Origin of the sequence: Aeromonas sp. QDB63 (assembly GCF_027707425.1) — a bacterium.
Classification (GTDB): Bacteria; Pseudomonadota; Gammaproteobacteria; order Enterobacterales; family Aeromonadaceae; genus Aeromonas; species Aeromonas caviae.
Map to the genome: position 1 here is coordinate 1 of NZ_JAPCIS010000032.1, position 23,615 is coordinate 23,615.

A 23,615-nucleotide genomic window follows, 5' to 3' on the forward strand; every position below is an offset into this window, starting at 1 on the left:
GGGGTAGCGACCCACTATCTGAGAAATTATCTGGGTTGGCGAAGGATGTTGGAGCGCTACGGGCGGGAAGTGAATGTGCCACGTTGCTTGCATGAGGCGCTGGGGCGCCCCATGCAACACGTAATTGGGACATAGCCTTTTTTTATGGCCGCCATGGGCCATGAAAAGGCGATTTGCCTTTGCACCCGTCCCGGGGATGGGTCATCATCAACCCTTTGCCGATCGGGAGGTGCCATGTTTGTCTTTGACGTGACCACGAAGGCGGGGGCGCAGGGGAGGATCCAGGTGCAGGCGCTGGACTGGAGCCAGAGCGGCCCGGTGAGCTTTCAGTGTGACAGCGACGAGCTGGCCCTGGTGCTGCTGAGCGGGTGCCGCTGCGATGCCGTGGGGTACTTCAATCTGCTGGGGGGCTGCAAGCCGCTCTACGTGGAGCAGTGGCTCACCTATTTGCAGGAGCGTGGCCAGCTGGAGAAGGTCACGGCCCGCCAGGAGAGCCCGTCTCAACCCGATTACCTGACCCGGGCCGGGCTGGCGGACGACGAGCTCAATGCCCTGCTCGGCCAGATTTACAAGGTGGCCGGGTTCAACCGCCTGCAGATCAACCGCTACCTCAAGCATCGCCACAACCCGACCATGCTGGCGACCCGTTACGATCAGAAGGAGCTGGAGCGTTATCGCCAGCTCAACGACATCATTCTGACCCTGTTGAAGCTGAAACCGTCTCCGTGAAGATCCCCATCTGACCGATCTCCGGTCCCAGCTCCTGGGGCCGGGCGATGAGGTAGCCCTGCAAGCCGTCCACATACATGCTCTGCAGCATCTGCTTCTGGCCTATCTGTTCCACCCCTTCCGCGATCACCAGGCAGCCCATGCGATGGGAGACGTCGACGATCATCCGCACGAACTGCTGGTTGGTGAGATCCTGCTCCAGCTCGGTGATGAGACCGGGGTCCAGCTTGATGTAGTCGGGTTTGAGCTCGCGAAACAGGCTGAAGGAGCCGATCCCCTTGCCGAAGTTGCAGATGGCCGAGCGGCTGCCGTGGCGCCTGAGCAGCTCGAACAGCCGCCTGGACCCGGTCAGGTTGCGCTCCAGGTGCTCCTCGTCGAGCTCGAACACCAGATTGGCCCCGATGTCGGGGTCTTTTTGCAACTGGTGATCCAGCCAGATGAGAAAGGCGCTGTTTTGCAGCAGGGAGCCCGGCAGATTGAGACCCCATCGGCTGTTGTGGCCTCCGAAGGCGCGGTATTGGCGGATGACATGGCGGATCACCATCTGGGTCAGGCGCAGTACCATGTCCAGCCGCTGCGCCATGGCGAGCAGGGTATCGCTTGGCAGCACGGTGCCGTCGCTGCTACTGAAACGGGGATAGATCTCGTGGTAGGCGAGCATGCCGCGATGCAGGGGCTGGATGGGCTGGCAGGTGAAGCTGACGCTCTCCTGCTCCAGCAGCTCGGTCAGCACCTGGGTCCAGTGACGCTGACCCTGCACCTCGACCACCTCGTCGTTCTGCTGGATGGCCCAGCCATTGACCACCTCCGTCTGGGCGCGGGCCAGCGCGAGATCCGCCCGGGCCAGAATGGCCTCTATCTTCTGCTCGCTGCTCAGGCGGGTCATGCCCGAGTAGGCGGCACTCTCGAGCTCGTGATCGTGCTGATAGCGATCGAAGGCGAGCTTCAGATCCCGTCCCAGCAGATGGGGCGGGATCTGGGCCAGGGGGGGCAGCAGGACGGCAAAATCGGCCCCCGAGATGCGATAGACCCGGTGGCCCGGGAAGCGGTTGACGGTGTGGCTGATGAGGGCGGCGATGTCCCGGATGTAGGCATCCCCGGACTGGAAGCCGCGCTGGGCGTTGAGGGTCCCGAGCTCGGTGGCGCGGATGAGCACCAGGATGGCGGTCTGGGTGTTTTCCTGTTGCAGCAGCTCGGTCAGATCGCGCCGGAAGGCGTGGCGGTTGCCAAGCCCCGTCATCTCGTCCCGGGTCGCCTGATTGTGCAATTCGGTGATCTGGCGGTGGGCATCGATCTCGGCCTCATTGAAGGATGCAAGGAGCTGGCGCAGAGCCGTTTGTGCCTGTACGCTGTCGAGCATGGCGGGATCCCGCTGCTGCAGCGCCAGCAGCCAGCGTTGCTCCTGCCTCGCCTTTTCCCCACGGCGCACGCTGTGGGTGAGAAAGAGCTGCAGGGCGAATCCCGTCAGGGTGGTCATCAGGACCAGCAGCAGGGTGAGCGGTGAGGCGGGGGGGGCGAGCAGCACTCCCTGCAACAGCAGCATGGGAATGCAGACCAGTGCGCTGACCAGCAGCAGGTTTCCCTCATGTTTATTCAACATCGTTTCATCCTTGATGATGTTCATGATGTAGAAATTCTAACCAAGTCGCTGGCGCAAAACATGAGTACTCACGCAACTCCACGATAAAGCGCCGGCGGAATGCAACTAAATGTGAGTGAAAACACTTTCATGGTCTGTAAAAAAAGCGAAGATGGGTTGAAAACAGCCCCAACAGAGCAGAGGTAGATATGTTGCTAGAACCCGTAGACACCGCCAAAGCACGGCAACTATTGAATCAGAGTATGGCCTTGGTGCTCGCAGGGGGACGGGGCAGCCGCCTGAAGCAGTTGACCGATAACCGCGCCAAGCCCGCCGTCCACTTTGGCGGCAAATTCCGTATCATCGACTTCGTGCTCTCCAACTGCATCAACTCCGGCATCCGCCGGGTGGGTGTGGTGACCCAGTACAAGTCCCACAGCCTGTTGCGCCACCTGCAATCGGGCTGGTCTTTCCTGCGCTACCAGATGAACGAGTTCATCGACCTGCTGCCCGCCCAGCAGCGGGTGGACGAGGTGCACTGGTATCGCGGCACCGCAGACGCCATCTACCAGAACGTCGACATCATCCGTGACTACGGTCCCAAGTACATCGTGGTGCTGGCAGGGGATCACATCTACAAGATGGACTACGCCGCCATGCTGCTGGATCACGTGCGCCTCGGTGCCAAGGTGACGGTGGCCTGTATCGAGGTACCACGCTGCGAGGCATCGGCTTTCGGCGTCATGGACATCGACGAGCAACGCAAGATCCGCGCCTTCGTGGAGAAACCGGCCAATCCGCCTGCCATGCCGGGCTGCGAGGATCGCTCGCTGGCCTCCATGGGCATCTACATCTTCGAGGCGGAGTACCTCTACCAGTTGCTGGAAGAGGACATCCACAACCAGGAGTCCAAGCACGACTTCGGCATGGACGTGATCCCGCGCATCGTGGGGGAGGGCAAGGCCTTTGCCCACCCGTTCAACATGTCCTGTGTCGGGGCCAAGGAGGGGCAAAAACCCTACTGGCGCGACGTGGGGACCCTGGATTCGTTCTGGGAGGCGAACATGGACCTTGCCTCCGTGGTGCCCGAGCTCGACATCTATGACGAGAACTGGCCCATCTGGACCAGCCAGAACATGTCGCCCCCGGCCAAGTTCGTGCAGGACAGAAACGGCCAGCACGGCATGACCATCAACTCCATGTTCGCGGGGGGCTCCATCGTGAGCGGCTCCTTCGTGCTCAACTCGGTGCTGTTCACCAACGTGCGGGTGCACTCCTTCTGTACCCTGGATCAGGCGGTGATCTTCCCCGGGGTCGAGATCGGGGCTGGTTGCCGCTTGCGCCGGGTGGTGGTGGACAAGGGATGCAAGCTGCCAGACGGCCTGGTGGTGGGGGAGAACGCGGACGAGGATGCACGCCGCTTCTACCGCTCCGAGCAGGGCATCGTGCTGGTGACCAAGCCGATGCTGGCCAAGCTCGGCTAACTTCGTCGACACAGACAAAAAAAGGGAGCCCTGGGCTCCCTTTCTATTGGTGGTCGATTTATTTCTCGCTGACCAGGGCCTTGCCGGCCATCACCATGGCGGTGCCATGCTTGCCACCGGCGGCGGTCACTTGCGGGACGCCATCTTCGTCGGTGTCGCTGCTGGCCCCCTCGATGACGTTCTCGCCGGAGTCGCCGATCCACTCGGCCATCTGCATGCCGCCGTTGACGGTGCCGCGGAACCAGCTCACGTAGCGCTGGGTCAGCTGGGCCAGCTCCAGCTCGGGTGCCTTCTCGGCCCCTTCGTTGCGCAGGTTCAGCATGGCAGAGCGCAGGGCGCCGGAGATGGCGGCCTGGGTCCAGGGGGTGTATTCACCCTGCTTGCCGGCGAGCCAGGTACCGGCCTTGGCATTGAAGTAGGCCTTGTCGGCGGCGATGAAGAGCTCGCGCGCCGCGGTGCGGTACTTGGCATCCGAGGTGGCCAGGAAGGCGGCGGTCAGGCCGCGGATGGCGGCGAACTGCGCGTCGATGGACTGACCGGCGTCAAGCTTGCCGCCCAGTGTCAGACCGTCATGGACCAGGCCGTTCTTGCCCTTGAGGTTGGCGAGGATGAAATCGGCCTGCTTGCGGACCAGTGCGATCGCCTGCTCACCCTGTGGGGTCTTGAGGTTCAGCTCGCCATTGTCACCGGCGGCGTAACCCACAGGCAGCGCATCCTGGGCGCGCTGGAAGATCTGCAGGGCGACCAGGGCGTAGGCGGCGTCGAAGGTGGTGACGTGCCCGGCCTGTTTGCCAGCTTGCCAGCTGTCGACCAGGGTGCCGGCCTTGGGCTCGAAGTGCAGGGCCAGCAGGTTCTTGAAGGTGAGGTTGGAGAGGTTCAGGGCCAGGGAGAAGGCATCGCTGCCCGCCACCGCCTTGCCCAGATCGTTGGTCTGGTTGGCAGCCGGAGCGGCGGCGAACGGGGCACCGTCAAACACGGCGTGGAAGGCCGGGTTCTGATTGGTGTTGGCCGTGCGCTGATCGCTGAAGGCGTAGAACTCGGAGAGGGGCCACAGCAGCATCCAGGCGTCGCGCAACTGGGCGGAGCCGTCCACGACCTCCAGCTTGCCGATGGCACCGGCGTCGTTCTTGCTGGTCTCGGTCACTTTCACCTGATGAGGGAAGTAGACAACCCCCTTGGCCGGATCGTACTGCGGGGTGATTTTGGCGCCCAGGGTCTTGCCGTCAAAGCCGAGCTGACCTTGCAGGATGGCGAGCTTGTCGATGGACTGCTCGGTCAGCATCATGCCGTTGAAGCCGTCGGCGGCAGAAACCCCCAGCTTGTGCTTGCCGTCCTGATCCATGGTGGCGGACGCGGCTTCCACCTCTTCATCGGTCTCGGCCACGTGCATGCCCCCGAGGAAGTCCTGGGACCACATCACTTCCTTGAGCAAGATGCCGCCCACGGCGGCCGGGACCAGCAGGTTGTCACTGCCGCTCCAGCGCAGGGTGGCGTAGTCGCGGAAGTAGGCGGGGACCTGGGTCTTGACGCTCTTCTCGTTGCCCTTGGCGGTCTTGATGGTGATCTGGTCACCGTTGACCGGGGTGGCGTTCACGGCCTGGGCGAACTCCGGGTTGGCGGAGGCGTAGGGCAGGGAGAGGGGATACATGCCCTGGGGAATTTCATCGGCGGGGAAGCCGACGGCCTCGGCCATGGCCAGTACCCGTTTGCCCAGGTCGGCCAGGGTGCCGCCACGGGCCTGGTTTTGCGGCCCGTTGACCAGATGGGGGCCCATGCCGGACTGGTAGTTGAGGGCGTACATTGCCTCTTCGGAGTATTCATAGGATTCGATGCCGGCGGCGAAGTCGAACGGGGTCGGCTCGTCGGCGCGGTTGGCGTCCAGCACATCCAGATCCAGACCGATGGCCTCGGCCAGCGGCTCGCCGGAGAGCTCGAATTCGGTGTAGGCCAGCATGTTGGCGGCGGTGTTGAACGTCTTGTCCTCCACCTTGACGGCAGCCTGTGCGGCGCTGCTGAGGAGTGCGCAGGCGATCGCCTGCACCAGTACGGTTTTTCTCATGTCCTTCTCACCATATTGTTGATTTTATTATGACGCTTCTCATGAATCTAAATGAGAATGGTGTGCATTATGGGGCAAAGGGCGGGGCTTGAGAAGAAAAAAACCGCGCCCCGGTGGGGTGAAGAGGAGGGGCGCGGCGGCAGGTGTCACATCAGTTTGAAGGGGATGACCAGTCGGCCCGGCTCCACCTTGAGGGCTTCGACCTTCTCCTTGATCCGCGCCTCGTTCTGGCGGCTGCCATCGAGCCGGTAGACGGGGGTCTGTGAGAGGAACAGAGAGAGGGACTGGTTGAAGGTGGGCAAGAGCGGGGAGAGGGCGGTGCCCACGTCCGCCGGCTCGGTCTTGACGGAGAGCAGCTCGAGATCGCGCAGATAGATGGCGCCCTGTTCGGCCACATAGTCCGGGCGTGCCCGCAGGGAGAGGCGGATCTTCATCTGCTGGCTGCCAAGGGGGCTTGCCACCTGCAGCTCGCCGGCGGCATCCAGCTCGACCTTGTCGGCCTGGCTGCGGCCGATGCGGCTTTGCATGTCATCGAGTCGGATCTTGCTCGACATGATGCCGGGGATCCCCAGCTGTTTCTCGAAGGCGACTCGCTCCTTGAGGTACTGGTTGATCTCCCCTTCGCTGACGCTGTACTGGGTCAGCGAGCAGGCCGCCAGCAGCAGGGCGAAGGGAAGCAGAAGCAGGTGTTTCAACATGGGAGGGTTCCATTTTCGGGGCTGTCACAAGAGGTGGCGCCATCTTAGAGGCAAAGCGGGTTGGCCGCCAGTGGGGCCTCTATGACCGGTTTCTGTCGCATCCCCCATATGGGGATGGCAATCCGTTTTCATTCGAGTAGCTGTTTCCCTTCACGGCCAGCAGGCCCGTCCTGGCGTCATCCCCGACATACCCACAGACAAGCTCCTGTTTTAACGATGCAAAATCCCATTGACCCCGCGATTTCAAAGCGAGTATTTTACCGCCGCACAAAGTCAAACTGATAATCATTATCATTTTGAATCTTCTTTGAGGGTATGACGTGAAGACTCGAGTAATGGACAATGGCGCACCTGCCGAGGCGAAGATGTCGCCTGATTTCTTGTTTACCTCGTGTCAGGGCACGATCAGTGCCACTGACCTGGGGCAACCCATCACCACCCCCGCCTGCGAGTGGCCCCTGCTGGCACAGCAGATAACCCTGGCCCTCGATGCCGCCAGGGCTGCCGGCCAGAGCAACCCCCTGCTCATCGGTGCTTTTGCGTTTGATCCGGCAGAGGCTTCCTGCCTCTATGTGCCCGGCCGCTATAAGCGGGGCGATCGCCCTGTCCCGGCAGCACAGGTGCCGGCAACAGCGGCGATGGCAGAGCAGGCCCCCGAGGCCAACCGGGTCATCTCGGTGCAGAGCACCCCGCCGGCAAGCGAATTTCAGGCCTCGGTCAGTGCGGCGCTGGATGCGTTTGCACAAGGTCGGCTCGCCAAGGTGGTGTTGTCGCGCAAACTCACCCTTACCCTGCACCAGCCTGCCGATCCTAAGCAGGTGATGGCCCGTTTGATGGCCCAGAATCCCCACGCCTTCCACTTCTCCCTGCCGCTCGGCCAGGACCGCCGCCTGCTGGGCGCCAGTCCGGAGCTGCTGCTGCGGGTCAGCGGGGGAGAGGTGTTCACCCATCCGTTGGCGGGCTCCGCCAGACGGGCGAGCGAACCGGCGCAAGACGAGATGGTGGCCCGGGATCTGCTGGCTTCTCGCAAGGATCAGCATGAACACCGCCTCGTGATCGACGAGATCCGCCGGGTGTTGACCCCCCACTGCCGCGAGCTGGCGATACCGTCCAGCCCCTCGCTGATGAGTACGGATACCCTCTGGCATCTGGGCACCCCCATCGCCGGGCGGCTCAATGGCGGCGAGGCATCGGTACTGTCACTTGCCTGCCAGCTGCATCCCACCCCGGCCCTGTGCGGCTATCCCACTGATCTGGCCCGCCAGTTCATCCGCGAGCAGGAGCCCTTCCGGCGCGCCCTGTTCAGCGGCATCGTCGGCTGGTGCGACAGCCAGGGCAACGGCGAGTGGGCCGTAGTGATCCGCTGCGGGGTGCTCGATGGCCATCAGGTCGAGCTGTTTGCCGGCGCCGGTATCGTCGCGGGCTCGGATCCCGCCATGGAGTGGGCCGAGACCGGCACCAAGCTTGGCACCATGCTCAAGGCACTGGGCCTGAGTCCGGAGGTGGCGCAATGAGCCAACTCAACCGCTTCCTGCCCTATACCCGCTGGCCCGAAGAGCTGGCCCAGCAGTACCGCGCCAAGGGTTACTGGCGCGGCGAGCCGCTGACCGCCATGCTGGCGCGTCAGTGCGAGCTGGCCCCCGACGCCGAGGCCATTCTCTGCGGCGAGCGCCGCGTCAGCTATCGTGAGCTGGACGCCGCCTCGAGCCGGCTGGCCGCGAATCTGGCCCGCCACGGCCTGGGGGTGGGGGACACCGCGCTGGTGCAGCTCCCCAACGTGGCCGAGTTCTATCTGGTGTTCTTCGCCCTGCTCAAGGCCGGTATTGCGCCGGTCAACGCGCTCTTTAGCCACAACCGGCTGGAACTCCTCTCTTATGCCGAGCAGATCACACCGCGCCTCTTTATCGGCTCGCTGGCTCATCCGCTGTTTGCGAGCAAGGGTCGCGAGAGCGAGCTGCTGACAACCATCAGCGCCGAGCTGGTGCTGCTGGATGGCGATGGGGGGGAGCTGGGGCTGACTCACTGGTTGACGAAGGGGGATGAGAGTGAGCCAGTGAAATATGGCCCGACCCCGGCGGACGAGGTGGCCTTCTTCCAGCTCTCCGGCGGCAGTACCGGCACTCCCAAGCTCATCCCGCGCACCCATGACGACTATTACTACAGCGTGCGCCGCAGCAATGAGATCTGTGGCCTCGGCTCCCATACCCGTTATCTGTGCGCCCTGCCGGCGCCCCACAACTTTCCCTTGAGCTCCCCTGGCGCCCTGGGGGTGTTCGAGGCGGGTGGCGCCGTGGTGCTCGCCCCCGACCCCAGCCCCATCAGCTGTTTCCCGCTGATCGCCCGCCACCGGGTCAACCTCACCTCGCTGGTGCCGCCGGCGGTCTCCCTCTGGCTGCAGGCCGCGGAAGCGGACCCCACCGCGCGCACCCAACTCGAGAGCCTCGACTTGCTGCAAGTGGGCGGCGCCAAGCTGGGGGAGGCGGTGGCCAGCAAGATTGGGCCGCTGCTCGGCTGCCGGCTGCAGCAGGTGTTCGGCATGGCGGAAGGGCTGGTCAACTACACCCGGCTCTCTGATCCCGACGAGAAGGTCATTCACACCCAGGGCCGCCCCATGAGCCCGGACGACGAGGTGCGCATCCTCGATGAGGCGGGCAATCCGGTTGCCCCCGGCGAGCCTGGCGCCCTGCACACCCGCGGCCCCTATACCTTCCGCGGCTACTACCAGAGCCCGGCCCACAACGCCCGGGTGTTCAATGCCGAGGGCTTCTACTGCTCCGGCGATCTGGTGGTACAGGATGCCGATGGCTACCTCACCGTGGTGGGGCGGCAGAAGGATCAGATCAACCGGGGCGGCGAGAAGATCGCGGCGGAAGAGGTGGAAAACCAGCTGCTGCACCACCCTGCCATCACCCATGCGGCCCTGGTCTCCATGCCTGACAGCGCCATGGGGGAGAAGAGCTGCGCCTTCATTGTCAGCACGGATCCCGCCTTGAAGCCGCTGGCCTTGCGCAAGTTTCTGCGCGAGCGCGGAGTGGCGGATTTCAAGCTGCCCGACCGCTTCGAAACCCTGGACGCCCTGCCCATGACGGCGGTGGGCAAGATTGACAAGCAGGGGCTGCGGGCACGCATTGCGCACACCATCGCCGCCAACCAGCCTCTACAGCATAAAAACTAGTAAGGAATCATGACGTTATGGCTATCCCAACTCTGAACAATTACGCCATGCCCAGCCAGTGGAAGGCCAACAAGGTCAACTGGTCTCTGGATCCCAAACGTGCCGCCCTGCTGATCCACGACATGCAGGAGTACTTCACCGCCTTCTATGGCGAAAACAGCCCGCTGATCGCGGCGCTCACCGAGCGCCTGGCCGCCGTGCGCAAGCAGTGCAAGGCCCTCGGCATCCCGGTCTTCTACACCGCCCAGCCCAAGGATCAATCCCCTGAGGATCGCGCCCTGCTCAACGACATGTGGGGCCCGGGGCTCAACAAACGGCCCGAGCAGCAGCAGGTGGTGGCAGCCCTGCGCCCGGAGCGGGACGACACCGTGCTGGTCAAGTGGCGCTACAGCGCCTTCCAGCGCTCCGAGCTCGAGCAGATGCTCAAAGCGCTGGGGCGGGATCAGCTGATCATCGGCGGCATCTACGGCCATATCGGTTGCATGATGACCGCCTGCGACGCCTTCATGCGCGACATCCAGCCCTTCTTCCTGGCGGACGGGGTGGCGGACTTCTCCCTGGCCGACCACCAGATGGCGCTCGACTACGTGGCGACCCGCTGCGGCAAGGTGATCCGCTGCGAGGAGGTGCTGGCCCTTGCGCCGGTTGCCGCTTCTGCCGTCCAGAGCAATCCGTTGCTGACGTATGAGGGGCTCAAGGCGCGGCTGCTGAGTCATATCGACGAGGACGAAGATGAGTTTGACCCCGATGAGAACCTCATCGACTACGGTCTGGATTCGGTGCGGATCATGGCCCTGCTCACCGAGTGGCGCGCCGCCGGGGTCGAGCTCGGCTTCGTGGATCTCGCCAAGTTGCCGACCCTCAACGGCTGGTGGCGCCTGATCGAGGCCAGGCTGGCAGCCCAGGCGCTGGAGGTGACCCCATGAACCGCTTCCCCTTGACCATACCTCAGCAGGGGCTCTGGTCCGGACATCTGCTGAACGACGACAAGGCGATGTTCAACACCGCCGAGTGCATCGCCTTCGACGGCAAGGTCGAGGCGGCCGTGCTGGCCGCGGCCCTTGCCAAGGCGGTAGGGGAGTGCGAGGTGCTCAAGGGCCACTTCGAAGACGATAAGGAGGCGGTCTGCTTCGTCTCGCATGAGCTGCCCCTGGCCTATGAAGAAATCTCCCTCGAGCACGATGACGAGACGCTGGCCCGCGCCTGGGCCTGGGCCGATCTGCGCCGCCCGTTCGAGCTGACCCAAGAGGCACCCTGCCGTTTCGCCCTGCTGCGCGGCCCCGGCCGCGATTATCTCTACAGCTGCGTGCACCACATCGCCCTCGACGGCTTTGGCACCACCTTGCTGTTCCAGCGCATCGCCGAACTGTATGCAGAGGGGCTGGCCGGTGAGATGAACTCCCCATCCCCCTTCGGCTCGTTGGCTGAAGTGCTGGCAGAAGAGGCGAGCCGCGAGCAGAGCGGCAAGAACGACGCCGCCCGCGCCTTCTGGCAGGAGCAGCTGCAAGGCTGGCCCGAGGTGAAGTCCTTTGGCGAGACCCGCGCACCCATCGCGGCCGAATTTATCCGCGAGAGCCGCCCACTGCCGGCGGCGCTCTGGCAATCCCTGACCGGCTTTGCCGACGAGCACAAACTGGGCTGGCCCGATCTGCTGCTGGCCGGTATCTCTGCCCAGCTGTCGCTGTCGAGCGGCCAGGATAAGACCCTGCTCGGCCTGATGATGATGAACCGCATCGGCTCGGCGTCGCTGACCGTGCCCTGCATGCAGATGAACATCACCCCCCTTGCTCTGGAACTCGAAGAGGGGTTGAGTCTGGCGGGGGCCGCCGGCGCCGTGGCCAAGGCCAAGCGCGGGGTGCGCAAACACCAGCACTACCGCTACGAGCTGTTGCGCCGCGACCTTGGCCTGGTGGGGGGCGACAAACGCCTGTTCGGCCCGCTGGTCAACATCATGCCCTTCGATCACGCTCGCCGCTTCGGGCCGCTATCTGCCCATATTCTCAACATCAGCGCCGGCCCGGTGGAGGATCTCACCATCGAAGTGCAGGTCGGCGTCGATGGCCAGCCCAGACTGGATCTGGACGCCAACCCCGGCTGCTACCAGCAGGGAGAGCTGGCGGTCATCGCCGATACCCTGTTTGCCCTGCTGGGCCGCTGGCTGGCCGAGCCTGCTCAGACCCTGGGAACGCTCAAGGCCGACTGGCTGGCCGAGCAGCGAGCCAGGGCCCTGATCGCCGGCCCCTCCCATGAAGTGATCAAGGCACGGCCTGTGCTGGAGGCGATCTGCCACTTCGCCGCCCAGACACCGGACAAGATTGCCTTGATTCAGAGCACGGCGCAGGGAGAGGCCCGCTTCAGCTACGAGGCGCTGCTGGCCAGATCCGAACAGATGGCGGCTGCCCTGCAGGCCGCAGGCGTCGCCCCCGGCGACAAGGTGGGGGTCATGCTGGCCCGCACCCCCCAGGCCATCTTCGCCCAGCTGGCTGTGCTGCTGGCGGGCGCCGTCTATGTGCCGCTCGATCCCGAGCAGCCGCTGGAGCGCCAGGGCCATATCCTGCGACTGGGGGAGGTCAAGACCCTGATCACCCAGGCCGAGTACCGCCACAAGCTGGCCAGCCTGTTTGAGGGGCGCACCCTGCTGGCGGGGGATCTGGTGAGCGATGATCGGCTCAACCAGCCGACAGCCGGCCGCGCCGTCGCCTACCTGATGTTCACCTCGGGCTCGACCGGCCTGCCCAAGGGGGTGGCGGTGAGCCACGGCGCGCTGGATCACTTCGCCGCCGCCGCCCGCTGCCGTTATCACCTGAATGAAGAGGCGCGGATGTTGCAATTCGCCCCCTTCAACTTCGACGCCAGCATCGAGGAGGTGTTCGCCACCCTGAGCGCCGGCGCCACCCTGGTACTGCGCACCGACGCCCTGCTCGAATCCATGCCCGCCTTTGCGGCCGGGGTGGAGCAGATGGGGATCACCCACCTCGACCTGCCCACCGCGTTCTGGAACGAGTGGGTGGTGGCATTGACGGCGGGTCAGGCCCACATTCCTGCCGGGCTTACCACCGTCATCATCGGCGGCGAGGCGGTCTACCCCGAGCAGCTGGCCCAGTGGCAGCGCCAGGGTCGCTCCGATGTGCGCCTGTTCAACACCTACGGTCCCACCGAAACGACCGTGGTGGTGACCACTCAGGAGCTGCAACAGGAAGACCCGAGCCAGGCCCAGTTGCCCATCGGTCTGCCGCTGCCCGGCATGCAGGCGCTCATTCTGGGGGCGGGGGAGCAACCCGCCGAGGAAGGCGAGCTGGTACTGCTCGGCCCGCAGCTGGCCAACGGCTATGTGGGGGGCGTACAAGGCAGCTTCAATACCTTGCGGGTTGGCGCGGAGCTGATGCCCGTCTATCGCACCGGCGATCGGGTGCGCCTGGTGTCCGGCCGGCTGGTCTACCTCGGCCGGCGCGACAACGAATTCAAGATAAGCGGCTATCGCATCCAGCCCGGCGAAGTGGAGGCCCAGTTGCTGGCCCTGCCCGGGGTGGACGAGGCGTGCGTGCAGGGGGTGAGCATCGGCAGCGTGCGCCGACTGGTGGCCTTCGTGGCGGGGTCGGAGCGCGACAGCCGGGTCATCAAGGCGCAGCTGGCCAGGGTGCTGCCTGCCGCCATGATCCCCACCGACTATCGCCACTATGACCAGCTGCCCCGCACCGGCTCCAACAAGCTGGATCGCAAGACCCTGCTGGCCGCCTACCAGGCGGGCGGCGAAGCCCTGACCCTGGGCAGCGAGACCGAGAACCGGGTCGGCGCCATCTGGCAACAGATCCTGGGGCTCGCCACCATGGCGCCTGCCGACAACTTCTTCGAACTGGGGGGCCAGTCCCTGCAGACCATCCAGATCGTCAACCGGCTCGGCGCCGAGTTCGGGGTGCAGGTCAAGGTCTCCGACGTGTTCGATCACCCGCGCCTCGATGATTTCTGCCGTTTCCTTGACGGCCTGCTTTCCGAGGACGAAGAGAGCGTGGAGATGGTGTGGTGATGGATAAGGAGCAACAAGCAATGGCCTTTGATTTCACTGGCAAGCGGGTCTGGGTGACCGGGGCCGGGCGCGGCATCGGCCGCAAGGTGGCGACGCAGTTCGTGGCGGCCGGAGCAATCGTGGTGGGGCTGGATCTGGCGTTTCCCGAAGCCGACTACCCCTATGCCACCCGGCTGCTCGATATCGGCGATTCGAAGGCGGTCAACGCCTGCTGCGCAGCGCTGCTGGCGGACGGCGGGCTCGATGTGCTGGTGAACGGGGCCGGGGTCTTGCGCCTCGGCTCCACCGAGACTCTGAGCGATGACGACTGGCACGACTGCATGACGGTCAACGCCAGCGGCGTCTTCTATCTGCTGCGGGCCCTGGTGCCCCACTTCAAGGAGCAGCGGCGCGGCGCCATCGTCACCATCGGTTCCAACGCCGCCCATGTGCCGCGCATGCAGATGGCGGCCTACTGCGCCTCCAAGGCGGCGGTCACCAGCCTGACCCAGACGGTGGGGCTGGAGCTGGCCCCCTTCGGCGTGCGCGCCAACCTGGTGTCGCCGGGCTCGACGGATACCCCCATGCTGCGCGGCATGCTGCCAAGCGAGGAGGCCATGGCCCGCACCATTGCCGGGTTGCCGGAGCAGTTCAAGCTCGGTATCCCCCTGCGCAAGGTCGCCACCCCGGCGGAGATCGCCCATACCGTCCTCTTCCTGGCCTCGGATCTGGCCAGCCACATCACGCTGCAGGATCTGGTCGTCGACGGCGGCGCCACCCTGAGTGCCTGAGGCTTGAGAAACAGATGAACAATATGATTTTGCTGTTGAAACAGCTGGAACGGCAGGGAGTGAAGCTGGCGCTGAACGACAAGGGCCAGCTTATCTCCCAGTCGAGCAAGGAGGCGGTGACGCCGGCCATCGGTGCCACCATCAAGGCCCACAAGGATGAGCTGGTGCGCTGCCTGGCGGCCCGTGCCGCCTTCGAAGAACCTATCGCCGCCGAGGGCGCCCGGCAGGGGCCGCTCTCCTCGTCCCAGAGCGGGCTCTGGTTTATCGAGCAGTACGAGGAGGCCTCCCACCTCTACAACATGCCGGTCTATTTTCGCGTCAAGGGAGAGCTGGACACGGTGGCACTGGAGTTTGCCTTCGACCACCTGTTTGCCCGCCACCCCAGCATGCGTACCCGCTTCATCAAGGACGAGGCGGGCAGGGGGGCCCAGGAGATCCTGCCCCACACGCCCTTCAAGCTGCAGATAGAGGACGTGAGCACAGAGCCCGCTGCCGAGCGCGAAGCCTATGTGGCCAGGCGGGTACGCGAGGAGATCGGGCGCCCCTTCTCCCTGACCCAGGGGGAGCTCAGCCGGGTGCATCTTATTCGGCTGGGCAGCCGCGAGCACGTGCTGCTAATCACTCAGCACCACATCATCTCCGACGGCTGGTCGGTCAAGAACATGTTCGCGGATCTCAAGCGCGCCTTTCTTGCCCATCAGAACCGCGAGCCTCTGCAGGTGAGCGAGCTGCCGCTCACCTACATCGACTATGCCCGCTGGTTCAACTCGGACCGCTTTCTCGATTATCACGCCGAGTTCAAGCCGTTCTGGGTCGATCGGCTCGGTGGCAGCCCCGAGGTGCACGGTCTGCCGCTCGACAAGCCGCGCCCGGCCCATCAGGACAGCGGCGGCGAGCTGGTCTTCTCCACCATCGAGAGCGACCTGTGGGAGAGCTTCAAGCGCCTCTGTCAGCGCCACAGCACCTCCAACTTCATCGGTCTGCACGCCCTGTTTGCCCTGCTGATGGTGCGCCAGAGCGGCGAGAAGGAGGTGGTGATCGGCACCCCGCTCGCCTATCGCGAGCGCCACGAGATCGAGTCGCTGGTGGGCTTTTTCGTCAATACCCTGGTGCTGCGCACTCAACTTAGCGGCAAGCCCAGCTTTGTCGACTATCTACAGCAGTGCCGGGAGGAGGATCTGGCGGCCTTCGATCACCAGCTCTACCGTTTCGAGGCGCTGGCCGAGGCCATCGGCGCCGATCGCACTACTGCCATCAACCCCATCTTCCAGATCATGCTGGTCTATCAGGCCAAGGTGGACTTCAACGATCTCATCCCCGGCTGCCAGCTGGTGGAGGAGACCTCGCCGGTGCTGCCGGCCAAGACCGACATCTCGGTCAAGGTGACCGAGCTGATGGATTCGGTCAGAGTGGACTGGCTGTTTGCCACCGCCCTGTTCGAGCGAGAGACCATCCAGGCTTATGCCGATCGCCTGCTGCACCTGATGCGCGCCGTGGTGGCGGCCCCCGAGACCGACATCTGGCAGTTGCCGCTGGAGGAGGGCACCGACCAGGCCGCGCTGGCCGCCGAGCTTGCAGACCTGCCGCCGGATTACCCGAGCCGCGACACCCTGCTCTGTCATATCGAGCGGCGCGCTATTCAGTTGCCGGACGCGTTGGCGGTCAGCGACGGCGCGCAATCGTTGACCTATGGCGAGCTGGAGATGCGTGCCAACCGGCTGGCCCACTGGCTGCAATCCTGCGGCGTCACCCCGGGCGCCGCCATCGGCATCCAGGCCAGACGGGATGTCGCCTTCGTCATCGCCCTGCTCGCCTGCTGGAAGGCGGGGGCGGCCTATGTACCGCTGGATCCTGCCTATCCCGCCGAGCGGCTGGCCCATATCCTCACCGACGCTGACATCAGCCTGGTGCTGGGTGGCGTGCCGGACCCGCGGCTTGGCGAGGCGCTGGCGGGCACGACTGCCGAGTATCACGATCTGCACCAGCTTGCGTTGGACAAGATGCCAACCAGCACGCCCGCACTGCCTCGGGACGCCGCCATGCTGGCCCAGATCATCTACACCTCCGGCAGCACCGGCCTGCCGAAGGGGGTCATGGTGGAGCAGGGCAGCCTGGTCAACCTGATGGCGGATCACGGCGAGCGCATCGCCCTTGGGAAGGGTGGGGCCATGTTCAACTGCATGTCCCTCTCGTTTGATGCTGGCAACATGACCACCCTGCTGCCGCTCTACTGCGGCGCGGCCCTGCACTTTGGCGAGCCGGGCGAGGGGGTGATCGGTGCCGCGATCGCTCGGGGCGTCAGCCATATGATTTTGCCGACCGCCCTGCTCGCGAATCTGCCGCCACCGACGGATCTCGGTTCCCTCAAGGCCATCGGCTTTGGTGGCGAGGCGTGCCCGAGCAGCCTGGTGGAGCGTTGGGGGGAGCGGGTGGCGCTGTTCAACATGTACGGCCCGACCGAGTGCACCGTCACCGCGCTCTGCGCGCGGCTCACCCCGGGGGCGCCCATCACAATCGGTCGACCCGTCAACCACCTGAAGGCGCTGATCCTGGACGAGGCGGGCAACCTCTGCCCGGTGGGGGTGCCCGGTGAGCTCTGCTTGGCGGGGCTGGGGCTGGCCCGCGGCTACCTCAATCTGCCAGAGCGCACCCAGGAGGCCTTTATCGAGCTGGCGCTGGCGGAACGTACCCATCGCCTCTATCGCACCGGCGATCGGGCCCTGCTGCGCCGCGATGGCAACATCCAGTATCTGGGCCGGATAGACGAGCAGATCAAGCTGCGCGGCTATCGCATCGAGCCGGGTGAGATAGAGACCCGGCTTGCCGAATTGTGTCCGACGATGCGTCAGATCAAGGTGGTGGTGCAGGAGGGGCGCCTGCTCGCTTACGCCTGTTTGCAGGCCGGGGCAAGGGAGCCCGACGGCGATGCCCTGCTGCAGCGGGCCGGCGAGTGCCTGCCCGAATACATGGTGCCGGCGCGCCTGTGCTGGCTGCCCGAGATGCCACTCACCCCCAACGGCAAGCTGGACTTGCGCCGACTGCCCGCCATCGTCTGGCAGCAGAGCAAGGGCGAGCCACAAAACGAACTGGAGCAGACCGTGCTCGCCATCTGGCAAGGGGTGCTCAAGCAGCCCCTCGGGGTGGAGGATGACTTCTTCCGGTTGGGCGGTGACTCCATCCTCAGCATCCAGCTCACCACCCGGTTGCGGGATGCGGGGCTGCACTGCAGCGTGAAAGACGTGTTCGAAGCCAAGACGGTGCGCCGCCTCTGTCGCCAGCTCGGCCAGCAGCAGGCGATCAGCCACAGGAGCGAGCAGGGCAGCCTGACCGGCGAGTTCCCGCTCCACCCCATTCAGCACTGGTTCTTCGAGCAGGGCTTTGCCAAGCCCGGTCACTGGAACCAGGGGGTGATCCTGCGCCTGCCGGCCGGGGTGGACGATGAGGACCTGCGCGGCTGGCTGTATGCCCTGTGCCAGCACCACGATGCCCTGCGCCTGGCGGTGACCCCGACCGGTCAGCGCTACCTGGCCGAACTGCCATTGCCGCCGCTGCCGACCCTGGATGCCGCCAATCTAGACGAGGCCGAACTGCAGGCCCGCCTGACCGAGCTGCAGGAAGAGCTCGACCCTGCCAGCGGCCACACCCTGGCCTGGGTCCGTCTGCGCAATCTCGTCCTTGATGGGGATCGCGAGAGCGAGACGGTGGAGGGGCTCTTCCTCGCCTTCCACCACCTGGTCATCGATGCCGTCTCCTGGCGCATCCTGGCCGAAGATCTGGCACGGGTGAGCAGGGGCGAGCCGCTGCCCGCCAAGGGCAGCAGCTATCGCCAGTGGGGTGAGGGGCTGGCGGCCTACGCCAAACGGGAAGAGGATCAGCTTGGCTTCTGGCTGGCTCAGGGGGAGGGCTGCGAGTCAGGCTTGCTCTCGGCGCAACGTGCCGCCGATGGCCGTGCCACCGCCAGCCTGCTGCAACTGAGTCAGGAGACCACGGCTCGGCTCATCGACGCCGCCAACCAGGCCTACTTTACCCGGGTGCCCGACCTGCTGCTGGCGGCCCTGACCCGTACCCTGAGCGAGCTGGGTTACGGCAATCGTCACTGCGTGATGCTGGAAGGACACGGCCGCGAGGCCATCGATGCTGAACTGGACGTGAGCCGTACTCTGGGCTGGTTCACCAGCACCTACCCGCTGGCGCTGGCGGATGCCAAGGAGTGGGATGCGCTGGTGTGCGCCACCAAGGAACAGCTGCGCGCCGTGCCGGACAAGGGGGTGGGCTTCAACGCCCTGCGACTGCACCACCCCCGTGGTTGGGCACTGCCCGAAGCCCTGATCGTCTTCAACTACCTGGGGGTCAGCCATCAGGGCGAGGCCGCTCAGCCCTGGCAGCCCCTGCCGCTGGCGCCGGGGGCACCTACGTCCCCTGACAACCTGCCGCGGGAACTGGTCAGTCTGCATGGGGGCGTGTTTGATGGCCGCCTCACCCTGCGCCAGGTGGGCGCCCTCAACCAGCAAGGGAGCGACGCTCTGATGGCGCGGCTGGCGGACAACCTGACGGCGCTGGTGGAGCACTGCTGCAACCTGAAGGCGCCGCGCCATACCCCGAGCGACTTCCCGGGGCTTGACCTCTCGCAAGCTGGGCTCGATCGGGTGCTGGCCGGGCGCGAGGTGGAGACCCTGCTGCCCATGACCTCGCTTCAGCAGAGCATGTTCCATCACAGGGCGCTGCTGCCCCGGGATCACGCCTATCACCTGCAGACCGAGATGGACTATCACCAGCCGCTGGACGTGGCGGTCTACCGTCAGGCCTGGCAGGGGCAGATTGCCCGCTGGCCGGCCCTTCGCAGCGAACTGGTACTGGCGGACGGGGTGGCGCTGCAGCGCATTCTCAAGCACGCCGAGTTGCCATTCCACTATGAGGACTTGTCCGAGGTGGGAAATGCAGAGACACGGGTCCAGGCATACCGCGAGCAGGATCTGGCCCGCCCGATCCCGCTGGAGCAGGCCCCCCTGCTGCGCCTTGCCTGTTTCAAATTGGCCCCCGATCACCACAAGGTGATCTTCAGCGCCCATCACGGCGTGCTGGATGGCTGGAGCGGTCCCGTGTTGCTGGGCTCCCTGCATCGCGGCTATCAGGCGCTGATGAACGGCCTGCTGCCACAAGCCGAGCCGGATACCGCCTGGCTCGAATTTGGCGACCATATCGCCAGCCAAGCCCGCAGCGCCGAGGCTTACTGGCAGGGGCGTGGCGAGCTGCTAACAAAGCCTAACGATCTCGCCTGCCTGTTCGGGGTGACGCTGGACGCTGGCTCAAGCGGGCGCCATACCCAGCAGCGACCGGCGGTGTGCGCTAGGGTGTTGCCGGCCGAGGTGGCGACCCTGCTCGCCCATCGTGCCCGCGACCTTGGCGTGACCGCGGGCCTGTTGGCCCAATATGCCTGGCACCGTCTGCTGGCACGCCGCTCTGGCGATGCCGTCACTCTGGTGGGCAACGTGACCCCGGGCCGGGATTACCCCATCGAGGGGATCACCGCGAGCGTCGGGCTCTATATCAACAGCCTGCCGTTGGCCCTGGCGTGGCGCACCGAGCTGACCCTGGCCGAGCATATCGCCCGGTTGCAGGCCGATCTGATGGCACTCAACGAGCACGGCACCCAGTCGCTGGCGGCACTGACCAAAGGCCGGGCGCGTCTGTTTCAGAGTCTGTTCGTGTTCGAGAACTACCCCATACCGGCGGCCCCTGTCGCCCCCGAACCTCACCAGCTGGTGCCACGCTTTGGCACCGTGGTGGAGAAGGTGGAGCTGCCGCTCTCCTTGGTGGTCAGCAGCCGGGGTGAGACGCTCCAGCTGCGCCTCGAGTTCGATGGCGAGCAGATCCCCGAGGCACGGGCAGAGGCGGTGCTGGCTGACTGGCTGGTCGAGCTCGGCTGGCTGGCGCAGGCGGATCTGAGCCAACCGGCCAGTGTGGTGGCGACGGCACTGCCCCCGGTGATGCCGCAGGTGGTCGCCACCAGGACGGAGCCCGGTCTGGCTCAGCCGCCGGCCGAGGCCCGCGTGCTGGTGGCTCTGTGGGAGCGCCAGTGTGGCGTGCCCGGCATCTGGCAGCAGACCTTGTGTGAACTCGGGGTGGATTCGGTGCAGCAGCTCGCCCTGCTGGCGGCCCTCAACGAGGCGTTTGGCCAGGAGCGGGCGCCGCTCAGCCTGCAGACCCTCAAGGCCCATCCATCCCCCAGCCGGCTCTATCGGCACTGGCTGGTGCGCCAAACGGAGGCCGCACTATGACGGTGACCATCAAGCATAAGGCTCAACTCGTGCAAACCCGGCCCGCCCCCCGTGAGGGGGCGGCCAACCTGGGTGCGCGGCTGGCCGCCTGTCTGGCCGCCAGTCCGCTGGCCCCCGCCATCCGTATGGGCGGGGAGGGCATCAGTGAGGGCGGATCAGATGAGCAGTGGCTCAGCTACGGCGCGCTCAATGTCAGGGTCGGCGAGATTGCCGCCCGATTGCAGGGGCTGGCGGTGGGGGAGCGGGTCGGCCTCTATCTCTCCCGCAGCCCCGATCTGGTGGCCAGCCTGCTGGCCTGCCTGCGGCTCGGTCTCACCTTCGTGCCCCTTGAGCCGGACTTTCCGGTGGAGCGGCTGCAGGGGATCGCACGCCAGGCGCGCCTGTCGGCGGTGATCTGCGACGGCGACAGGCCGGCTCCCGCCTTCGGCTGTCCGCTGCGTACCCTCGATGGCCCGGCAGCGGCAGGGCCCGTCTCCTGGCCCCAGGTGGATGACGCCCTGGCTGCCTACATGATGTTTACCTCGGGTTCCACCGGCGAGCCCAAGGGGGTGGTCATCAGCCGGCGGGCCCTGCTCTGCTTCCTCGACGGGATCCGCGAGCGGCTCGGGCTTTCACCTAGCTGCCACTGGCTCTTCATCACCACCCCGGCCTTCGACATCTCGCTGCTGGAGATGCTGGGGCCGCTCTGGGGCGGTGGCCGGCTGACGGTGGCCGGCGGTGAGCACAACAAGGATCCCCTGGGGATGCTGGCCCTGCTCGAGGCCGACCCCTCCATCAACTGGCTGCAGGCCACCCCGGCCTGCTGGCGCATGCTGCTCAAGGCGGGCTGGCAGGGGCGCAATACCCTCACCGCCCTGTGCGGTGGCGAGGCGCTGGACTCAGGGTTGGCCGAGCAGCTCTGTGCCCGCACCCGGCGGCTGTGGAACTGCTACGGGCCGACCGAGGCCACCGTCTGGTCGCTGGTGAGCGAGGTGCGCTGGCCGCCGGTTGGCGGGCAGATCACCATCAGCCACAGCCTGCCCGGCTATCGTCACTGGGTGCTGGACGAGGCGGGGCAGCCGGTGGCAGAGGGGGAGTGCGGCGAGCTCTGCATCGAGAGCCCGGCCCTGTGCGAGGGGTACTGGCGCAAGCCTGCCTTGACCAGCGCGGCCTTCCTGCGCCTTGCCACCCACCGCCTCTATCGCACCGGCGATCGGGTGCGCCTCCTTGGGGCGGACCGCTTCCTCTATCTGGGACGGCGCGACGATCAGGTCAAGCTGCGGGGCTTTCGCATCGAGCTCGGGGAGGTGGAGGCGGGGCTGCGCCGCCAGGCCGGGGTGCAGGAGGCGGCGGTGCGTCTGGTGGGTGAGGGGGACGATGCCATGCTGGTGGGCTACGTGGAGGCGAAAAGCGGGGTGACTCTCAATCGCCTCGCCCTGCGCAAGGGGCTGCAGGCGACGCTGCCGCACTACATGGTGCCGGCGCGGCTCATCCTGCTGGATGCCCTGCCCAAGACCGGCAGCGGCAAGCTCGACAGAAAGGCGCTGCCATTACCGGGGTGACAAAGGGCTTGCAGGCTCGATGCCTCAATAACAGGGTGCTGGCACGGATCCTCTTGCTGGATGCCCTGCCCAAGACCGGCAGTGGCAAGCTCGACAGAAAGGCGTTGCCTTTGCATGAGTAAGCTGTCTTGCCGGATGGTAAGAGCGATGGATAAAAAGAAGCCCGCATCATGCGGGCTTCTTGTTGGCTGTAAACCGAGGGGGCTTAGTGAGCGATGGGGGCGGCATCCGGTTTGGTGAGCAGGCGCTCGACGTCGTCGATCACCTTGAGGGCCGCCTGGGGGCCGCCGGTGGAGGTCCAGAGAGACCCGTCCACGGCGCCGAAGCGCTTGCCCTTGATGGCGCCGAGCTGCTGGAAGGCCGGGGTCTGCTCGGCCTGCTTCATGGCATCCACCGCATCCCCGCTGGTGCTGAGGGTGCCGATCACCAGCCAGTCACCGTCCAGCAGGTTGAGGGATTCGAGGCTCAGGGCCGGGGAGTGGGGGCTCTTGTCGCCAATCTGGTGGGACGGTCGGGTGAGCCCCATCTCGGTGACCACGCTGCTGGCAAAGGTGCCGCCGTGCATGTAGCTCGGCCCCTTGGGGTTCCAGCGCACTATGCTCATCTGCTCCCCCTGATGCTTGGCGAGCTTGCTGCGGGCCTCTGCCAGGCGGGCCTCATACCGGGTGAGGAACGCCTTGGCCTCGGCCCCCCGGTTCATCGCGTCGGCGCTGCGACCGAACACGGTTTTCCAGGGCTCGCCCCAGTTGCCGGTGACGACGGTAGGGGCGATCTCCTTGAGCAGGGCCAGGAGCTCGGGCTTGGTCTGGCCGGTGAGGATGAGGTCCGGCTCCAGATCGATGAGGGTCTCCAGATTGGGGTTGTCCAGATCCCCGACCACGGCGATCTCCTTGCCCGCCTTGTCCAGCAGATAGCGGGGCAGGGTGGACTGGCCGCGTCCATTGACGGTGCCTACCGGCTGCACCCCCAGAGTCAGGGCGCTGTCGAGATCGAGTTCGCTCAACACGACGACCCGCCGGGGCGCATCGGGGACGCTCTGGGACTGGCCGTTGGCATCGATGACCTGGCGGCTGCCCGCCTGGGCCTGGAAGCCCGTCAGGCTGGCCAGCATGAGCAAGGTGGCCAGCGGGGAGAAGATCTTCATGGTGACATCCTTATGGGTGAAATCGGTGGGCCGGAGTCTGTGAAAAGTGCCTGAGAGCCGCCCGGCCAGCCCCGAATGGGCGGGGACATGCTACCACAAAGCAAGTGAGAAGCATTGTCATTTGTATTTGTGGC

The 23,615-nt window shown here is 65.6% G+C and carries 13 protein-coding genes and 1 pseudogene; 10 read left to right on the forward strand and 4 right to left on the reverse strand.

Annotation, left to right across the window (positions count from 1 at the left end; genetic code table 11):
• Together PG879_RS16695 and PG879_RS16700 are read left to right on the forward strand one after the other, a co-directional pair.
• Positions 1-135: pseudogene (locus PG879_RS16695) on the forward strand (IS1595 family transposase); the annotation flags it as partial.
• A 99-nt stretch (positions 136-234) separates the two neighbouring features.
• The gene (locus PG879_RS16700) at positions 235-729 is read left to right on the forward strand and encodes a hypothetical protein (protein ID WP_010674428.1); all 495 of its coding nucleotides are present in this window, start codon (positions 235-237) and stop codon (positions 727-729) included.
• Here PG879_RS16700 and PG879_RS16705 read toward each other — a convergent pair.
• Positions 692-2,329, reverse strand: a complete 1,638-nt coding sequence (locus tag PG879_RS16705) for an EAL domain-containing protein (RefSeq protein ID WP_223953133.1) — start codon at positions 2,327-2,329, stop codon at positions 692-694. The two genes, PG879_RS16700 and PG879_RS16705, sit on opposite strands and share 38 nt — an antisense overlap.
• Before the next feature lie 188 nt (positions 2,330-2,517).
• On the opposite strand from PG879_RS16705, the gene glgC reads away from it, so the two are divergent.
• Positions 2,518-3,792, forward strand: coding sequence for a glucose-1-phosphate adenylyltransferase (gene glgC / locus PG879_RS16710; RefSeq protein WP_039038908.1), 1,275 nt, complete (start codon positions 2,518-2,520; stop codon positions 3,790-3,792).
• 58 nt (positions 3,793-3,850) lie between these two features.
• Here the strand turns inward: glgC and PG879_RS16715 are convergent, their stop codons facing one another.
• Positions 3,851-5,851, reverse strand: a complete 2,001-nt coding sequence (locus PG879_RS16715) for a hypothetical protein (RefSeq protein ID WP_041212925.1) — start codon at positions 5,849-5,851, stop codon at positions 3,851-3,853.
• Positions 5,852-5,997: 146 nt separating this feature from the next.
• Positions 5,998-6,549, reverse strand: a complete 552-nt coding sequence (locus PG879_RS16720; protein ID WP_039038906.1) for a lipoprotein — start codon at positions 6,547-6,549, stop codon at positions 5,998-6,000.
• 320 nt (positions 6,550-6,869) lie between these two features.
• On the opposite strand from PG879_RS16720, the gene PG879_RS16725 reads away from it, so the two are divergent.
• Genes PG879_RS16725 through amoH form a run of 7 tightly spaced genes read left to right on the forward strand, consistent with a single transcriptional unit; the run spans position 6,870 to position 22,337 of the window.
• Entirely contained in the window at positions 6,870-8,063 is a 1,194-nt protein-coding gene (locus PG879_RS16725) for an isochorismate synthase (RefSeq protein ID WP_041212926.1), read from the forward strand.
• Positions 8,060-9,724: an amonabactin biosynthesis (2,3-dihydroxybenzoyl)adenylate synthase AmoE gene (gene amoE / locus PG879_RS16730; protein WP_270830456.1), complete on the forward strand. Its 1,665-nt coding sequence runs from the start codon at positions 8,060-8,062 to the stop codon at positions 9,722-9,724. Before PG879_RS16725 ends, amoE begins: the two co-directional genes overlap by 4 nt.
• 17 nt (positions 9,725-9,741) lie before the next feature.
• A complete protein-coding gene (amoB, locus tag PG879_RS16735; RefSeq protein ID WP_041212928.1) occupies positions 9,742-10,650 on the forward strand; it encodes an amonabactin biosynthesis bifunctional protein AmoB in 909 nt (302 codons plus the stop codon).
• On the forward strand, positions 10,647-13,748 hold the full coding sequence (gene amoF, locus PG879_RS16740) for an amonabactin biosynthesis non-ribosomal peptide synthetase AmoF (protein WP_143237423.1): 3,102 nt from the start codon (positions 10,647-10,649) through the stop codon (positions 13,746-13,748). The genes amoB and amoF overlap by 4 nt, the downstream gene beginning before the upstream one ends.
• Positions 13,749-13,768: 20 nt before the next feature.
• Positions 13,769-14,518, forward strand: a complete 750-nt coding sequence (gene amoA / locus PG879_RS16745) for an amonabactin biosynthesis protein AmoA (RefSeq protein ID WP_041212930.1) — start codon at positions 13,769-13,771, stop codon at positions 14,516-14,518.
• Positions 14,519-14,532: 14 nt separating this feature from the next.
• Positions 14,533-20,796: an amonabactin biosynthesis non-ribosomal peptide synthetase AmoG gene (gene amoG, locus PG879_RS16750; protein ID WP_223952980.1), complete on the forward strand. Its 6,264-nt coding sequence runs from the start codon at positions 14,533-14,535 to the stop codon at positions 20,794-20,796.
• Complete coding sequence (gene amoH / locus PG879_RS16755) at positions 20,793-22,337, forward strand: amonabactin biosynthesis glycine adenylation protein AmoH (protein WP_223952979.1); 1,545 nt, start codon at positions 20,793-20,795, stop codon at positions 22,335-22,337. The genes amoG and amoH overlap by 4 nt, the downstream gene beginning before the upstream one ends.
• A gap of 205 nt (positions 22,338-22,542) precedes the next feature.
• Here amoH and PG879_RS16760 read toward each other — a convergent pair whose 3' ends face one another.
• The gene (locus tag PG879_RS16760) at positions 22,543-23,481 is read right to left on the reverse strand and encodes an ABC transporter substrate-binding protein (protein WP_010674440.1); all 939 of its coding nucleotides are present in this window, start codon (positions 23,479-23,481) and stop codon (positions 22,543-22,545) included.
• Positions 23,482-23,615 lie beyond the last annotated feature (134 nt).

Excerpts from the sequence above, each read along its gene's own strand:
- PG879_RS16700 (WP_010674428.1), top strand. The coding sequence starts at position 235 with ATGTTTGTCTTTGACGTGACCACGAAGGCGGGGGCGCAGGGGAGGATC.
- PG879_RS16705 (WP_223953133.1), bottom strand. The coding sequence starts at position 2,329 with ATGTTGAATAAACATGAGGGAAACCTGCTGCTGGTCAGCGCACTGGTC.
- glgC (WP_039038908.1), top strand. The coding sequence starts at position 2,518 with ATGTTGCTAGAACCCGTAGACACCGCCAAAGCACGGCAACTATTGAAT.
- PG879_RS16715 (WP_041212925.1), bottom strand. The coding sequence starts at position 5,851 with ATGAGAAAAACCGTACTGGTGCAGGCGATCGCCTGCGCACTCCTCAGC.
- PG879_RS16720 (WP_039038906.1), bottom strand. The coding sequence starts at position 6,549 with ATGTTGAAACACCTGCTTCTGCTTCCCTTCGCCCTGCTGCTGGCGGCC.
- amoE (WP_270830456.1), top strand. The coding sequence starts at position 8,060 with ATGAGCCAACTCAACCGCTTCCTGCCCTATACCCGCTGGCCCGAAGAG.
- amoB (WP_041212928.1), top strand. The coding sequence starts at position 9,742 with ATGGCTATCCCAACTCTGAACAATTACGCCATGCCCAGCCAGTGGAAG.
- amoF (WP_143237423.1), top strand. The coding sequence starts at position 10,647 with ATGAACCGCTTCCCCTTGACCATACCTCAGCAGGGGCTCTGGTCCGGA.
- amoA (WP_041212930.1), top strand. The coding sequence starts at position 13,769 with ATGGCCTTTGATTTCACTGGCAAGCGGGTCTGGGTGACCGGGGCCGGG.
- amoG (WP_223952980.1), top strand. The coding sequence starts at position 14,533 with ATGAACAATATGATTTTGCTGTTGAAACAGCTGGAACGGCAGGGAGTG.
- amoH (WP_223952979.1), top strand. The coding sequence starts at position 20,793 with ATGACGGTGACCATCAAGCATAAGGCTCAACTCGTGCAAACCCGGCCC.
- PG879_RS16760 (WP_010674440.1), bottom strand. The coding sequence starts at position 23,481 with ATGAAGATCTTCTCCCCGCTGGCCACCTTGCTCATGCTGGCCAGCCTG.